Below are 15,292 nucleotides of genomic sequence, written 5' to 3'. Positions count from 1 at the left end.
GTCTTGCCGTGGTCAACGTGGCCAATCGTGCCGATGTTGACGTGCGGCTTATTACGCTCAAACTTTTCCTTTGCCATTCCTCAGGCGCCCTTTTGCGATTGGGGGGACCCGTGGTCCCGTGGTTACATCTGCGCGCGCGAGATATTTGGTTCAAAGGGGAAAATCAAGCACATCCTGCGTTAAAAGCTGGTTAAGACGCCGGATTTTGGGTGACCTCGACGGATTCCAACGGCTGGATCAGGTCGGGACGCTTGTCGAACCAGCCGTTGTCCTTGTGTTCCTCGGCCAGCCATTCCTCGACACGATCGGCAACCTTGAGCGCCAATCCGTCCATTTGCTCTTCTCTGGTGCGGGTATGCCCGGATCCCGTAAGAGCGCTTTCACCGGTCGTGTCTTCAAGAACCTGGAACTGTTTGCCTTTGGCCAGAAACTCTTTTTTGCGCACGTCATAAACATTCACCAGAACGATTGCTGTGCTTTTGGGATTGTAGATCACAGGCACACCCGGAGGGGCCAGCATAAACCCCTCAAGACTGATTCCTATGTCGTATTCCTGGGCACCCTCATACCTGCCAAGCCGAATATTCACGGCGTTCTGAATAGCGTCTTCCCACTCTTTAGGTGTCGCTTCCCGCGACACCGGCCCCTTCCGGGCCTTTTCAGCAAAGGCATAATTCACGCGCAATTTGAATTCGCCCAGCGACTCAGGCTCTTCGTAAACCTGTGTCTGCGTACACGCGCCCATCAGGGCCAGTCCGGTAATCAGGGTCAAAGCTCGCAACATGTTCTCGTCTCGATATGCCTGTTTTTCTTTGATCTAGCGCAACGATACGGCTTGTGCCAAGCCGTATCGGCAGAAATCCACTTGCCTGCGCGCTTACTCACGAAAATTTATAGTCGCGCGGGAAACCATAAGGCGCTTTTTTCCCAACGCTGGCCCGTTTGGCCAGCCACTGTGACATGTCCGCCTCGTGCCGGGTCTTGTCACCGCCCATGGACCACCTCAGCCCCTCTTCCCAGTTGAAGGTCGTGATGTCGGACAGGCCACCATCCAGTTCCAGTGTCCCCTGTCGGCCGCGCGCCATATTGTATTTTTGCAGGCGTACGCCCTTACCGCGACCCATTTCGGGCAGCTCTTCCACTGGGAACACCAAGAACTTGCCGTTCTGCGACACAACCGCGACGTGATCGCCCGAAACGGGCTTACAGATCATCGCCGTCTCGTCAGCTTTGACGTTCAGCACCTGCTTACCGTTGCGGGTCTGGGCCAACACGTCATCTTCGGGCACCATGAAACCGTTACCCGCGTCTGACGCCACCAACAGCTTGCGCCCTGGCTTGTGGATAAGGATGTCGATGATCTGTGCCTCATTCGGCAGATCGACCATCAGGCGCAGCGGTTCGCCCATACCGCGCCCACCCGGCAGATTGGCGGCGCTGAGCGTGTAGAATCGTCCGTTCGAGGCAAACACCAACAAGCGGTCAGTCGTCTCAGCGTGGAATATGAAACGCGGGCCGTCGCCGTCCTTGAACTTTAACTCGCGCTTCAGGTCGATGTGACCCGTCATAGCGCGAATCCAGCCCATCTGAGAGCAGACAACCGTGATCGGTTCTTTGTCGATCATTGCCTCAAGCGGCACTTCTTCGACCTGCCCGGCTTCGGCGAATTGGGTTCGGCGCGCGCCACCTTCATAGTCTTTGCCAAAGGTCTTCTTGGTCTCTTTCAACTGCTCGGCGATTTTGGCCCATTGCAGGGCCGGGTCGGCCAGCAGGTCTTCGAGATTGGCGCGTTCCAACATCAATGCGTCGCGCTCACGAACCAGTTCCATCTCTTCCAGACGGCGCAAGCTGCGTAGGCGCATGTTGAGGATCGCATCGACCTGAACCTCGGACAATTCGCCCTCGCCCGGCTTGGGCGAGACATAGTCGGCCTCGCTGGTGGCGCGAATATGGTCGATGCCCCAATCCTCGCGCATCAACGCAGCCTTGGGATCGTCGTCGTAACGGATGATGTCAATCACACGATCGAGGTTCAGGAAGGCGACGATAAAGCCCTCCAAGACCTCCAACCGGTGGTCGATCTTGGCCATACGGTGACGCGAACGGCGCAGCAGCACCTCTTGCCGGTGATCAAGGAAAGCGCGCAGCACTTCCTTCATCGAGCAGACCTTGGGCGTCACCCCGTCGATCAGCACGTTCATGTTCAAGCTGAATCGCACCTCAAGGTCCGAACTGCGATAGAGCATGCCCATCAAAACCTCAGGGTCCACGTTCTTGGAGCGCGGTTCGAGGATCAGGCGGATGTCATCTGCGGATTCGTCGCGTACGTCGGCAAGGATCGGGATTTTCTTGGTCTGGATCAGTTCCGCGATCTTTTCGATCAGTTTGGATTTCTGAACTTGATAAGGGATCTCGGTGACAATGATCTGCCACTGGCCGCGGCCCAGATCTTCGACCTCGTATTTGCACCGCAGACGGAAAGATCCACGCCCGGTTCGATAAGCCTGCGCAATATTCTCTGGGGGCTCGACGATAATGCCACCGGTCGGGAAGTCCGGACCCGGGACATAGTTCAGCAACGTATCATCGCGCGCATCCGGCACCTTGATCAGATGCAGGCAGGCATCACACAGCTCGGCAATATTGTGCGGCGGGATGTTCGTCGCCATGCCCACCGCGATCCCGCTGGACCCATTGGCCAGCAGATTCGGAAACTGCGCGGGCAGTACGACCGGCTCGGACAGCGTGCCATCATAGTTGTCGCGGAAATCGACGGCGTCTTCGTTCAGCCCCTCAAGCAACGCTTCGGCCACGATGGTCATCCGCGCCTCTGTGTAACGTGAGGCCGCCGGGTTATCACCGTCGATATTGCCAAAGTTACCCTGCCCGTCGACCAGCGGGTAGCGAACGTTGAAATCCTGCGCCAGACGCGCCATCGCATCGTAGATCGCGGCATCGCCATGCGGGTGATAGTTACCCATCACGTCGCCGGAAATCTTCGCGGATTTACGGAACCCGCCCGTTGCGCTGAGTCGAAGCTCGCGCATCGCATAGAGGATTCGCCTGTGCACAGGCTTCAGCCCATCGCGCGCATCGGGCAATGCCCGGTGCATGATGGTGGACAGCGCATAGGTCAGATAGCGTTCGCCAATCGCGCGGCGCAGCGGTTCAGCTATCTCGCCCCCATTGTCGGGGGCCTCCATATTGGGGTCGTCGATCGTATCGTTCATATATGATGTGATACGCCGCAAGCGCGCGCTGGTAAAGCAATCAGCTTAGATTTTGCTGGGGACAAGTCGCGCTTTTTGCAACAGGGGGAGACAAGTCCCGGAATTCCCCCGGTTTTCGACTCGGACCGCGAAATATGGTAAGCTGTCTTCATTAGACTGCTGCCAATTTCTTGTACCTAACGATTGACCTGGGGGATGCGCCATGACGCGCCTTATTATTTTGACTTTCACCGCACTTGGCTGGTGTTTTTACGTTATGAGCGGCGGACCAGATTTCGAACCGCGCGGCTTGCGGAGCGATCAACCCGTGCGCGTTGCTTCTGTACCCCAACCTGCGGAGGTAGCACCCACCCGGGTAGAAGAACTTGTGACCAGTGTGGCCGTACGGGCTCCGACTGTGCGTGCTCAACCCCAACCTGAACCCGAAGAGATCGTGCAAATCGTGGCCGAACCAGCCAGCCTTCAGTCTCTGTCCGGCATCTCGGTGTTCGATGATCAGAGCGCAAACATCACGCTTGCTTCGCTGGAAGACGGAGTAGCGGGATTGCGTCAGACCGATGATGCGCCCCTGCCGGAAACATCAGAGGCCGCGGCGATTCCCGAACCTGAAAAAGACATCCGCGAAATCTCGGGAACGCGGGTGAACATGCGCGATGGGCCCGGCACCATATACCCAATTGTCGGCAAAGCGGCCATCGGACAAAAGGTCGAAGTACTGAGCGATTCCGGAACCGGCTGGCTGCGCCTGCGCGTGTTGCCCGCGCAACAGGTCGGTTGGATTTCCGCCTCACTGGTTCGAAAAATTCAAAACTGACGCTGCACCGTCATTGTCCTGACCCTCACCTCGCAATAGCTTTGGCCTGAATTGAAGGTCAGGAAGATCATGCAGAAAACCATTCTTATCACCGGCTGCTCGTCCGGCATCGGTCTGGACGCGGCACACGGTATGCGTGCGCGCGGCTGGCGTGTCTTTGCATCCTGTCGCCAGCAGCGTGATTGCGACCGGCTGCGCGCGCAAGGCTTTGAAAGCCCGCGCATCGACTATACCGACGCCGCAAGTATCGCCTCGGGCCTGACTGAAGTGCTTGAGGCCACCGGAGGTACGCTGGATGCGCTGTTCAACAACGGAGCGCACGGCTTACCAGGCGCAGTTGAAGATCTGCCGACCGAAGGGCTGCGCGCGATATTCGAGGCCAACTTTTTTGGCTGGCATGAACTGACACGGCTGGTGATTCCAGTCATGCGCGCGCAGGGGCACGGGCGAATCGTTCAGAATTCGTCGGTTCTGGGCCTGGTGGCCTTCCCATGGCGCGGCGCATATGTCGCCACAAAGTATGCTATTGAAGGTCTTACCGACACGCTGCGTCTGGAACTTGCCGGAACAAATATCAAGGCCATCCTGATCGAACCCGGCCCAATCACGTCGAAAATCCGCGAGAATTCGATCCCCTTCTTTGAACGTTTCATCAACTGGGAGAACTCGGCCCTGCGCGAAAAATACGAGGCTTCGCTGTTGAAAAGACTGTACGAATCCTCAGGCCCGGATCGTTTCGAACTGCCTGCATCAGCGGTGACCGACAAGCTGGCCCATGCGGTTGAATCAAAAAGGCCGCGCGCGCGCTACTATGTCACTACGCCAACCTATATCGCCGGATATCTGCGCCGCCTTTTGCCCACCCGCACCATCGACCGCATTCTGTCGGACGTCTGAGGCGAAATTACCCGTTCGCTTTTCATGTACATGAGGCTAGATGATAGCCAAACGAAACAAGAAACGCGGACGGTGTGCTTATGGACCTTTTGATGGTCATTTTGCTGTTGGCCATGGCGGCGGTTGTCGTCGTGCTGGCGATCGGCATCTCCAATTTCGGCAAAAGCGGCAAAGCTGCTGCGATGAAAAGCAACAAGATGATGCGCCTTCGCATCCTGTTCCAGTTCATTGCTGTGGTGCTGATCGTGCTCTACGTCTACCTGCGCGGACAAGGAGCTCAATAAATGGTCGTTCTGAACAAGATTTACACCCGCACCGGCGATGATGGAAAAACTGCGCTGGGCAACGGCGAACGGGTCGCCAAGTATTCTGGTCGCGTGGCCGCGTATGGGACCGTTGACGAACTGAACGCTTTTGTTGGCGTTGCTCGGACCGAGGCGGAAGGCGACGTCGATGCCGCCCTGGCGCGCATTCAAAACGACCTGTTCGATCTGGGCGCAGATTTCTGTCGCCCCGACATGGAAAAAGACGCCGAGGCGGACTACCCGCCCCTGCGCATCGTTGCATCTCAGATCGATCGGTTGGAGGCGGAGATTGACGTGATGAACGAAACGCTAGAGCCGCTGCGCAGCTTCATCTTGCCCGGCGGGTCGCGTCTGGCAGCGAATCTGCATGTCTGCAGAACCGTATCCCGCCGCGCCGAACGCCTTGCGGTCGAATTGACCAACATGGAGCCCGTGAACGCAGTCGCGGTGAAATACCTCAATCGTCTGAGTGACTGGTTTTTTGTTGCCGCCCGCTGCGCCAACGAAAACGGAACTGCGGACGTTTTGTGGGTTCCGGGCGCAAACCGCTGAAGTTGGCGCGGGATCCGGCGAACCCTGCAGCGACCAACAAAGCAAAACCCCAGCCAAACGGGTGGGGCCCAAAGCTCTGGCACCGGCCACCAAAGCAATAAAATTTCACGCCGTTGCGTCAAAATACATGAAACGCGACGTCTCAAGTTCATGACGTGACGATTTTGCCCTGTTGCAGCGTGAACTGAGACGCTATTCAGTCCCCCGAGAGCATTGGTGGAGTCGCTTCGCGGCTTACCGTTTTTTGTGAGGAGCAAGCGCAAAATGAAGGTACTCGTGCCTGTCAAACGCGTGATTGACTATAATGTGAAAGTTCGCGTGAAAGCGGACGGTAGCGGTGTTGATCTCGCCAATGTCAAAATGTCGATGAACCCGTTCGACGAAATCGCTGTGGAAGAAGCGATTCGCCTGAAAGAAGCAGGCAAGGCTGACGAAATCGTTGCGGTTTCGATTGGCGTCAAGCAATCGCAGGAAACCCTGCGCACCGCACTGGCCATGGGCGCTGACCGCGCCATTCTGGTTGTTGCCGCCGATGACGTCCATCAAGACATCGAACCGCTGGCCGTTGCCAAGATCCTGGCCAAAGTGGTCGAGGAAGAGCAACCCGGCATCGTTTTGGCTGGTAAGCAAGCGATCGACAACGACATGAACGCTACCGGTCAGATGCTGTCGGCCCTGCTGGGCTGGTCGCAAGGCACCTTCGCGTCCGAGCTGGACATCGAAGGCGACAGCGCCAAGATCACCCGTGAAGTAGACGGCGGCCTGCAGACCATCAGCGTCAAGATGCCGACCATCGTCACTGTTGACCTGCGCTTGAACGAGCCGCGCTATGCGTCTCTGCCGAACATTATGAAGGCGAAGAAAAAGCCGCTGGACGAGAAAACCGCCGCCGATTACGGCGTCGACGTCACACCGCGTTTGGAAGTTGTCAAAACCGAAGAGCCGCCGGCACGTGCTGCTGGTATCGTCGTCGGTTCGGTTGATGAGCTGGTCGAGAAACTCAAAGAAGCGGGGGCTGTGTAATGGCTGTTCTTCTTCTCGCAGAAGTCAACAACGGCGAACTGGCGATGGACGCCACCGCCAAGGCTGTCACTGCCGCAAAGGTACTGGGTGACATCACCGTTTTGGCCGCGGGCGGTTCTGCCGCTGCTGCCGGTGAAGCCGCCGCCAAGATCGACGGTGTGTCCAAGGTACTGGTTGCCGAAGACGCGTCGCTGGGCCACCGCCTGGCTGAATCGACCGCGGCCCTGATCGTCGGTCTGGCTGATGGTTATGAGCACATCGTTGCTCCTGCCACCACCGACGCCAAGAACGTGATGCCGCGCGTTGCAGCCCTGCTGGACGCGATGGTGATCTCCGATGCATCTGGCGTGGTTGACGGCTCGACTTTTGAGCGTCCGATCTATGCGGGCAACGCGATCCAGACCGTGAAGTCACACGATGCCAAAAAAGTCGTCACCTTCCGTACCGCGTCCTTTGACGCGGCTGGCGAAGGCGGCTCGGCTGCGGTTGAGACCATCTCGGTTGGTGACAACCCAGGTCTGTCGTCATGGGTCGAGGACAAGGTTGCCGCAAGCGACCGTCCGGAACTGACTTCGGCTGGCGTTGTTGTCTCGGGCGGCCGTGGTGTCGGCTCGGAAGAGGACTTCAAACTGATCGAAGGTCTTGCTGACAAGCTAGGCGCCGCTGTTGGCGCATCGCGCGCCGCCGTGGACTCGGGCTATGCACCGAACGACTGGCAGGTCGGTCAGACCGGTAAGGTTGTTGCACCCGATCTGTATGTCGCGATCGGCATCTCGGGCGCGATTCAACACTTGGCTGGTATGAAAGACTCGAAAGTCATCGTTGCGATCAACAAGGACGAAGAAGCGCCAATCTTCCAGGTTGCGGATTTCGGGCTGGTTGCAGACCTGTTCCAGGCCGTGCCAGAACTGACCGAGAAACTCGGCTAACCGCTGGCTTAGCTTTTTCATCGCGAAATTTGGAAAGGCCCGCTTAAAGGCGGGCCTTTTTATTAATGCAGATTGCGTATTGGCCCCATCAAAGCTACCGCAATCGCCCGATGGGCAGCTGGGCCAATCATGTGCTCTGCCATTGGCTGTTGCAGTGTACCGAACAACATGTCCTCAATCTCGTCAGACTGGCCGCACACATGGGTTTTGACGTCGACGATATCCGTGCAGGATTTGCCAACGAACTGGATCATCTGATCCGTTACGTCGACATCAGCGAAGTCAATGTGATGCGCGCCCTGCTCTCCTCGAAGGACCTGCAGCCGCAAGAGGATCGCCGGGGTTTCCAGGCCTTGCAAAAATTCACCGATCTTCCGAACCCAGTTTCGACGCAGTTCGTCCAGAACAACTTCGATGCGCGCGTCGCGAACCTTTTGCAGGCAGGTCATCAGGTGGCGCACGAAATGAACCTCGGTGAAGTCAATTTCGGGATACAGGCTGATCAAGTCCTTCGTTGGCGCCAAAAACCGATCGTTGCGCCTGGAATGAACGCGATAAAAACGATTGGACTGCCCAAGAAGCCCTGGCACCTGCATGACGCACAGATCTGCACCCCTTAGCAAATTGCACAACCCCATGTCATCGCACAACGCGTCAACGCCGCTGAACAGGCATCCAAAGTTCAGAACGCGTCTTTCAAGCCGGTCTTCGAGAATTGCTGAGAATGGCCGGTCGACGAATCGCCCAAATGTCTCATCACCGCCAACGCAAGCTGCGTAAGGTTGATCCAGAACACGCCGAGCACCGCGAAACCACAGCCGCGATCCTTCATATTGGCATACCTCATGCCCGGGTCCCCCCGAGCCTGTTTGATGATAGCTCATATCACTCACCCATTTTTTCACCCGGTTGCCATCGTGCAGCCGCAAGTCTTGAGAAAATCCTAATGTGCGCATTTGAAGCAAAATCGAACTGTCGGATCCCCTTGCCGCCCGCCCCGATCTGTCGATACTGTCGCCGTATCCCGAGACACAAAGGCACCTGAACATGGATGTAAAATCGGTCGGAGTGATTGGCGCAGGTCAGATGGGCAATGGCATTGCTCATGTTCTGGCGCTGGCAGAGTATGACGTTCTGCTGAACGATGTCTCGCAGGACGCGCTGGACAGCGCCGTGGCGACGATTGAAGGCAATCTGGCCCGACAGGCATCAAAAGGCAAAATCTCGGACGAAATGATGCAAGCCACACTGAGCCGGATCAACACGACGTTGGAGCTGCCCCAGTTGGGTCAGACCGATCTGGTGATCGAAGCCGCAACCGAGCGGGAAGCAATCAAACAGGCGATTTTCGAAGACCTGCAGCCGCATCTTCTGCCCCATACGATTCTGACATCCAACACGTCGTCAATCTCGATTACCCGCCTGGCCAGCCGAACGGATCGGCCGGAACGCTTTATGGGGTTCCATTTCATGAACCCGGTGCCCGTGATGCAGTTGGTCGAGCTGATCCGGGGGATTGCCACGGATGAAGAGACGTTCAAATCGTGTAAAGCGGTTGTGGACCGGCTTGGTAAAACCGCAGCAAGCGCGGAAGACTTCCCGGCCTTCATCGTGAATCGCATCCTGATGCCGATGATCAATGAGGCCGTATATACTCTCTACGAAGGGGTCGGCAGCGTGCAGTCGATTGATCAGTCGATGCGGCTAGGCGCAAACCATCCAATGGGTCCGCTGGAACTGGCTGATTTCATTGGGTTGGACACATGTCTGGCGATTATGAACGTGTTGCACGACGGGTTGGCAGACACCAAGTATCGGCCCTGCCCACTGCTGACAAAATACGTCGAAGCCGGCTGGCTTGGCCGCAAGACCGAACGTGGGTTTTATGACTACAGAGGTGAAACTCCGGTTCCAACGCGCTAAAGGGGACCACCCCCCTCGCCCGGGATATTATGAGCCAAATGAAGAGCGGATCAGGAATCGCGTGATTTACCAAGCGCCATTGTGCGTTTTCTGAGCCACGCCATGAAACCGCGCGGATCACTTTCCAGCAGCTTCATATCCTCGTCCGAAATCGGCTCGCCAATCACCGGAGATTGCGGCTTGTTGCAAGAGCGAACGATTTCATGCAGCAGCAGCCCCTGTCGCAGGATCGGCGACAGCTTGTTGGCAATCTGATAGGCGCGTGAATTGCTGCCCGGAAAGAAGATCGGAACCACCTGCGCGCCGGATCGGCGGATCATCTTGGCGGTAAACACATTCCATTCCTGCTCTTGCGCAGGACCGAACCAGTCGTCCGAGGACATCACCACACCCGACGGGAACAGCGCAACCACGCCACCTTCCTTCAGGTGTTCCATCGCCTTGCCACGCATCTCAAGCATTTTGGCTTGCGCTTCGGGGTCGTGTGGAAAAGGAACCGGGATCATGAACGAGGTCGCGGCCTCATCCAGTCCGGTCAGGACCGAGCGGGTCAGGATGCGGTAGTCATTGCGAACCTGCCCGATCAATTCGGCCAGTATCATGCCGTCGACCATGCCATGCGGGTGATTGGCCACGACGATCACAGGCCCTTCTTTCGGGATATTTGCATATTGGTCCTGCGGCGTGGTCAGGTTGATTCCCATGACCTCAAGCGCACCGCCCCAGAACCTTTGACCACGATAGTATTCGTTCTTTTTTTCGAACTTATTGACCATCCGCAGAATGGTTAGCTTACCTGTACACCATTCGATGGCGCGGATAGCTGTAGACGTCCAAGCATCGTCGAAGGAATTCGCATAGGTCAGGGTTCTACGATCATAGATTTCGCCCTGATCTTCCGTCCCGTCCACCACCGGGCCTGTCTTGGTCTCGTGCGTCGTTTGCGCCAATTCCTGGTTTTCCCGTTCTTCGTATCGCGACTGGCAGGATTAGAACCCTTCCCCGAACTTTCCGTTCACAAGGGTTTCCAATGCATCCGCCAACGCCTCAGCATCCGGTCCGGACGTCTCGACGTCAATAGTCGTTCCGCGAGACGCTGCCAACATCAAAAGACCCATGATGCTGTCCCCTGATGCAGAAAGTCCGTCTTTGGACACCTCTGCCTGCGCGTCAAACCCCTCGACCACCTCAACCAGTTTAGCCGAGGCGCGGGCGTGCAGGCCTTTTTCATTGATTATTTTCAAGCTTCGGTTGGTCATTCTTAATCAATCCGGTCTTAATCTAACGTCACGTTTTGGGCATTGATATATTTGCGTCCAGCCTCCATCGCCCGCCGGACCGCATCCCCGATCGGCAGGTGGCGACTTTTGGCCAATTTAATCAGCATAGGCAGATTTGCACCGTAAAGAATACGCCGATCCTGCGGCGCACAGGCCTTCAGACTTAGATTCGATGGGCTGCCGCCGAATAGATCCGTGACGACAACCACACCGTCGCCGACATCGACACCGTCAGCGGCGGTGCAGATTTCCGACTGCTTGGCTTCCCGGTCGTGGTCAGCCTCAATCGAGATTGCGGCCAGGCCCGGTTGATTTCCGACAACATGCTGCATTGCGGCCAGATATTCCTGAGCCAGCCCGCCATGTGCTACGAGTACGATCCCGATCAATCCAGCCTCTCATTCAACGATCGACGTTCCATTTCGCGGTGCCTAATTGCCACTTGCTGCCCTTCCTGTGCAAGAGCCTTTGCGACCGCTTCTGCAGTTGCGACCGATCTGTGTTGCCCTCCAGTACACCCGAAGGCCACCGAGAGATGCGCTTTGCCTTCGGCGCGGTAGGCCGGAAGCAACAATTTCAGCAGATCGACAACACGGTCAAAAAACGGCGCGTAATTCGCGTCAGACTGTACATAGCGCGCCACGTCCTGGTTTCGACCATCTTCGGCTCGCAATTCCGGACGCCAGTAGGGATTCGCCAGAAACCTGCAATCAAAAACCATGTCCAATCCGTGCGGCAAGCCGCGTTTGTACGAAAAAGATTCGATGGATACCGCCAGATGTCGACCGCCTTCCGGAGCGAACCAATGCTCGACCTCCTTGCGTAGCTGGTGAACGTTAATCTGGCTGGTGTCGATCAGAATGTCCGCAATTTCTCTGATCGGGGCCAACAACTCTTTTTCCTGCAATACACCGGCTTCAGGGCCTGCATTGGCCGCAACCGGATGGCGCCTTCGGGTTTCCGAAAACCGCCGCAACAGCACTTCGTTTCGGCAATCCAAATAGAGAACTGTCAGCTCGACCTGCTCGGTCCGCCGCAGCCGCATAACAAGATCAATGAACCCGATGGTCGAGAAATCGCGATTTCGGGCATCGATGCCCAACGCCATTGGCCGATCGTTTTCCGAACCGTCCAACAAACGCATCAAAAGCCCCATCGGCAAATTGTCGATGGCTTCGAACCCCAAGTCTTCAAGCACACGGATCGCCGTTGTCCGCCCAGCACCCGAAGGGCCGGTGATCAGAACGATCCGCCGCTGTTGTTTCATTTGCTGGGCCATTCCGGGTTCACGCGCCCCATTTTCATCAGTTGCATCAATGCCGAAGCCAAGTTGGGAACGCCGCGCCCGCGAAGCAAGGGCACAGTTTGCCTAAGGGCTCGGATCGAGATCGGAACTGGCAAACGTGCTTCTTCCCGCTGGTCCAGATCCACCACATAGCGCAAGCCCACTGGTCCTACGGGTGGCGCGCGCAACAATCCGATACCGCGGGCCTCAATAACGCCGCGGATATTTGGGGCCGCATCAGCAGTCACTTCACCGCCGTTATTGCGTAAAGCCACGCGGTCATCACCAACAAGTTCGGCACCCAGCGCCATCATCTGCAAGACCAGCTCGGATTTTCCCGCCCCTGACGCGCCAACAACAAGCAGACCTCGCCCGCCAACGGCCACGCAGCTGGCGTGGAGTATGGCACTGTCTTGTTTTTCCAGATCATAGATTGACGGGGCACTCATGATTTACACGGGCAAACCGACTACAAAGCGCGCGCCTAGTGGGTCCGAGGTGATATCGGCATCGGTTGGCCGGATGTTTTCGGCCCAGATCACACCACCATGTGCTTCGACAATCTGCTTGGAGATTGCCAGCCCCAGGCCCGAGTTATTTCCGAAGTGCTCGGCGGGACGCTCGGAATAGAATCTTTTGAAGACCTTGGTCAGGGCCTGCTCCGGAATACCAGGACCGGTGTCTTCGACCACGACCAGCACCCTGTTTTCGCGCCGGCGGACCCAGACACGGATCGCATCGCCTTCCTCGCAAAACGAGGTGGCATTGGTGATCAAGTTGACAAAGACCTGCGCCAGTCGCGCCTCCAGCCCGTTGATTGTGATCGGATTGGACGGCAGATCGGTTATATAGTCGATCCCCTTGGCCCGTGCATCTTCACCCAGATGCTGGCTGATATTTCCAACCAGCTTCACCAGATCAAACGGCTGTTCTTCTTCCTTGACCAGTTCGGCATCCAGACGGGACGCGTTCGAGATATCGCTGACCAGACGGTCCAGACGGCGAACGTCATGTTCGATCACACCCATCAGTTTTTCACGTTGGTCATCGCGTTTGACCATTCGTAACGTTCCCACAGCTGATTGAAGGCTGGCCAGGGGGTTCTTGATTTCATGCGCGACATCAGCGGCGAACTGTTCGTTCGCGTCAATTCTGTTGTACAGCGCGGTCACCATGCCCCGCAGCGCGCGGCTGAGCAGACCGATTTCATCCGGACGTGCGGTCAGGTCGGGGATGCGGATACGGCCGGGGTTCACTCCGGCGCCTCGGTCCTTACCCAGTTCGGCGGCTGCCGCAAGATCCGCCAACGGGTTTGCGATGGTTGAGGCGAGAACAAGGCTAAGTCCGATCGACACAAGAAGCGCTACAACAAACATCTGAAGGATGCGCTCCTGCTCGCGACGGGCGAGGGCGTCAATCTCTCCGGATGGGCCGGCCATGGCAACTGCCCCGACGGCGACGCCATCCTGCAGGATCGGGGCGGCTGCAACGATGACCGTTTCGCCAAAGTCATCCTTGACGGCCTGCACCTGCATCTGCCCCTGCAGCGCACCGGGTACTATGGTCTGAACCCGTTGCGCCAGCGTAGGCGCTTCGCTGGGTTCTGTGGCGGTAAACACTCGCGACAAACCCGTCCACACGGCGTTCAAGGCGTCGCTGATCAAAGTACTGCCGGTCTGAACCTCGGACTCGGACGCCAACAGCGCCTGCTCGGATGCTGCGCCACGCGCCCATCCAATCAGAGTTCCCCGCTCGTCATAGACAAAGACTTCGCCCCCTTGGGGTAGGGCAAGGCCCTCCAGCGTGTCCTTTACATCCAGTGCGCCGGCATCTTGCGACAGGCCAGACGCTGTTTGGCGCAGTTGTGCTTCGAACACGTTGCTGACCAGTTGCGCATCCCCGATCAGGTTGCGCGCGGTCTGCTGAACCTGCTCATCGCGGGAATCGTCCAGATACAGCAAGCCGGTGACCAGCGTCACCAAGGCGATCAGGTTGAGCGTGATGATCTTGCGCGCAAGCGGCGACCCGCGCATTGCAAACAGGCCGCGGCGGCGGCGCGCTTGCCGAAGTTCGGCTGACTCGGGATCCTGTGGGATGACCCAATCATCCCCCAGAACGACATCACCGTCCCGCAATTCGCTGGCTTGTTCTGTATCGCGCACGAGACCCGGTTACCCCTAGTATATGGCCACGCCTATTCTTCGTTGTACCTGTACCCAATTCCGTACAGTGTTTCGATCGCCGAAAACTCGGGATCTGCGGCGCGCATTTTCTTGCGCAGTCGCTTAATGTGGCTGTCTATCGTACGATCGTCAACATAGACCTGATCGTCATAAGCCACATCCATCAGCTGATCGCGGCTTTTGACAAAGCCCGGACGCTGAGCCAGCGCTTGCAACAACAGGAACTCGGTCACGGTCAAAGAAACGTCCGAGCCCTTCCAGCTAACCGCATGGCGCAAAGGATCCATCCGCAGATCGCCGCGCTCCATAACCTTGGCGTCACCTGTGTTGGCGGTCGTCACATCGCCAGTTGTCGCCTCTTGCCGGCGCAGCAGCGCGCGGATGCGTTCAACCAATAGACGCTGAGAAAAAGGTTTCTTGACGTAGTCGTCCGCGCCCATGCGCAGGCCGAGAACCTCGTCAATTTCGTCATCCTTGGATGTAAGGAAAATCACCGGCATCTGGGTTTTCTGCCGAAGCCGCTGCAACAGGTCCATCCCGTCCATCCGCGGCATCTTTATGTCCAGAACAGCCATATCGGGCAGTTTCTTGTTGAAAGCGTCCAGCGCTGCCTGCCCATCATTATAAGTCTCAACCTCGAACCCTTCGGCTTCGAGTGTCATGGATACGGACGTCAGAATATTTCTGTCGTCGTCCACCAATGCAATCTTCGACATCGGGTTAACCCCTATTCCTGCTCACTCACGCAATAATTCGCTTATTAGTAGGGCATCTTTGTCGTTTTTATGGCTGCGAATCAATCCGTATCTGCGAATCGTGCGATTGTTGTCACACAGATGCGGCAAAAAAGCCGTTAATACGCGCGTAAAAG

Annotated in this window: 18 protein-coding genes; 8 read left to right on the top strand and 10 right to left on the bottom strand. The window is 57.1% G+C overall.

What is annotated here, in order from left to right:
- Nucleotides 1-194 (top strand): hypothetical protein (locus tag AC2FD9_RS14505; protein WP_282153203.1); only part of this gene is annotated, 194 nt, incomplete at its 5' end.
- Here the strand turns inward: AC2FD9_RS14505 and AC2FD9_RS14500 are convergent.
- Both AC2FD9_RS14500 and AC2FD9_RS14495 read right to left on the bottom strand, forming a co-directional pair.
- A complete protein-coding gene (locus AC2FD9_RS14500) occupies nucleotides 191-784 on the bottom strand; it encodes a hypothetical protein (RefSeq protein ID WP_058273249.1) in 594 nt (197 codons plus the stop codon). The genes AC2FD9_RS14505 and AC2FD9_RS14500 overlap by 4 nt on opposite strands.
- 97 nt (nucleotides 785-881) lie before the next feature.
- Entirely contained in the window at nucleotides 882-3,230 is a 2,349-nt protein-coding gene (locus tag AC2FD9_RS14495) for a DNA topoisomerase IV subunit A (RefSeq protein ID WP_282120875.1), read from the bottom strand.
- 202 nt (nucleotides 3,231-3,432) lie between these two features.
- Between AC2FD9_RS14495 and AC2FD9_RS14490 the strand changes: the two genes are divergently transcribed.
- The 6 genes from AC2FD9_RS14490 (at nucleotide 3,433) to AC2FD9_RS14465 (ending at nucleotide 7,750) form a co-directional block, all read left to right on the top strand.
- Nucleotides 3,433-4,044, top strand: coding sequence for an SH3 domain-containing protein (locus AC2FD9_RS14490; RefSeq protein WP_261307855.1), 612 nt, complete (start codon nucleotides 3,433-3,435; stop codon nucleotides 4,042-4,044).
- 69 nt (nucleotides 4,045-4,113) lie between these two features.
- Nucleotides 4,114-4,941 carry an SDR family NAD(P)-dependent oxidoreductase gene (locus tag AC2FD9_RS14485; protein ID WP_058273251.1) on the top strand — a complete coding sequence of 276 codons (828 nt, stop codon included), beginning with the start codon at nucleotides 4,114-4,116 and terminating at the stop codon, nucleotides 4,939-4,941.
- A gap of 80 nt (nucleotides 4,942-5,021) precedes the next feature.
- A complete protein-coding gene (locus tag AC2FD9_RS14480; RefSeq protein ID WP_058273252.1) occupies nucleotides 5,022-5,225 on the top strand; it encodes a twin transmembrane helix small protein in 204 nt (67 codons plus the stop codon).
- Nucleotides 5,226-5,798: a cob(I)yrinic acid a,c-diamide adenosyltransferase gene (locus AC2FD9_RS14475; protein ID WP_058278922.1), complete on the top strand. Its 573-nt coding sequence runs from the start codon at nucleotides 5,226-5,228 to the stop codon at nucleotides 5,796-5,798.
- Between the two features lie 264 nt (nucleotides 5,799-6,062).
- Complete coding sequence (locus tag AC2FD9_RS14470; RefSeq protein ID WP_058278923.1) at nucleotides 6,063-6,821, top strand: electron transfer flavoprotein subunit beta/FixA family protein; 759 nt, start codon at nucleotides 6,063-6,065, stop codon at nucleotides 6,819-6,821.
- Entirely contained in the window at nucleotides 6,821-7,750 is a 930-nt protein-coding gene (locus AC2FD9_RS14465) for an electron transfer flavoprotein subunit alpha/FixB family protein (RefSeq protein WP_496837503.1), read from the top strand. The genes AC2FD9_RS14470 and AC2FD9_RS14465 overlap by 1 nt, the downstream gene beginning before the upstream one ends.
- A gap of 62 nt (nucleotides 7,751-7,812) precedes the next feature.
- Here AC2FD9_RS14465 and AC2FD9_RS14460 read toward each other — a convergent pair whose 3' ends face one another.
- Nucleotides 7,813-8,634: a DUF6473 family protein gene (locus tag AC2FD9_RS14460; protein ID WP_496837502.1), complete on the bottom strand. Its 822-nt coding sequence runs from the start codon at nucleotides 8,632-8,634 to the stop codon at nucleotides 7,813-7,815.
- Between the two features lie 163 nt (nucleotides 8,635-8,797).
- Between AC2FD9_RS14460 and AC2FD9_RS14455 the strand changes: the two genes are divergently transcribed.
- Complete coding sequence (locus AC2FD9_RS14455) at nucleotides 8,798-9,673, top strand: 3-hydroxybutyryl-CoA dehydrogenase (protein ID WP_058273257.1); 876 nt, start codon at nucleotides 8,798-8,800, stop codon at nucleotides 9,671-9,673.
- Between the two features lie 50 nt (nucleotides 9,674-9,723).
- Here AC2FD9_RS14455 and AC2FD9_RS14450 read toward each other — a convergent pair whose 3' ends face one another.
- Genes AC2FD9_RS14450 through AC2FD9_RS14420 form a run of 7 tightly spaced genes read right to left on the bottom strand, consistent with a single transcriptional unit; the run spans nucleotide 9,724 to nucleotide 15,137 of the window.
- The gene (locus AC2FD9_RS14450) at nucleotides 9,724-10,623 is read right to left on the bottom strand and encodes a lysophospholipid acyltransferase family protein (protein WP_109312295.1); all 900 of its coding nucleotides are present in this window, start codon (nucleotides 10,621-10,623) and stop codon (nucleotides 9,724-9,726) included.
- 39 nt (nucleotides 10,624-10,662) lie between these two features.
- Complete coding sequence (locus tag AC2FD9_RS14445) at nucleotides 10,663-10,932, bottom strand: HPr family phosphocarrier protein (RefSeq protein ID WP_058273259.1); 270 nt, start codon at nucleotides 10,930-10,932, stop codon at nucleotides 10,663-10,665.
- Between the two features lie 17 nt (nucleotides 10,933-10,949).
- Nucleotides 10,950-11,342 (bottom strand): PTS sugar transporter subunit IIA, encoded by a 393-nt coding sequence (locus AC2FD9_RS14440; RefSeq protein WP_108861263.1) that lies wholly within the window; start codon nucleotides 11,340-11,342, stop codon nucleotides 10,950-10,952.
- On the bottom strand, nucleotides 11,339-12,220 hold the full coding sequence (rapZ, locus tag AC2FD9_RS14435) for an RNase adapter RapZ (protein ID WP_496837499.1): 882 nt from the start codon (nucleotides 12,218-12,220) through the stop codon (nucleotides 11,339-11,341). The genes AC2FD9_RS14440 and rapZ overlap by 4 nt, the downstream gene beginning before the upstream one ends.
- Nucleotides 12,217-12,687, bottom strand: a complete 471-nt coding sequence (locus AC2FD9_RS14430; RefSeq protein ID WP_496837498.1) for an HPr kinase/phosphorylase — start codon at nucleotides 12,685-12,687, stop codon at nucleotides 12,217-12,219. Before AC2FD9_RS14430 ends, rapZ begins: the two co-directional genes overlap by 4 nt.
- A gap of 3 nt (nucleotides 12,688-12,690) precedes the next feature.
- Nucleotides 12,691-14,400: a sensor histidine kinase gene (locus tag AC2FD9_RS14425; RefSeq protein WP_496837496.1), complete on the bottom strand. Its 1,710-nt coding sequence runs from the start codon at nucleotides 14,398-14,400 to the stop codon at nucleotides 12,691-12,693.
- Between the two features lie 32 nt (nucleotides 14,401-14,432).
- A complete protein-coding gene (locus tag AC2FD9_RS14420) occupies nucleotides 14,433-15,137 on the bottom strand; it encodes a response regulator transcription factor (protein ID WP_170561191.1) in 705 nt (234 codons plus the stop codon).
- Nucleotides 15,138-15,292: the final 155 nt, after the last annotated feature.

The organism is Ruegeria sp. YTSC230, from assembly GCF_059609665.1.
This window is presented reverse-complemented; position numbering and strand designations above follow the sequence as displayed.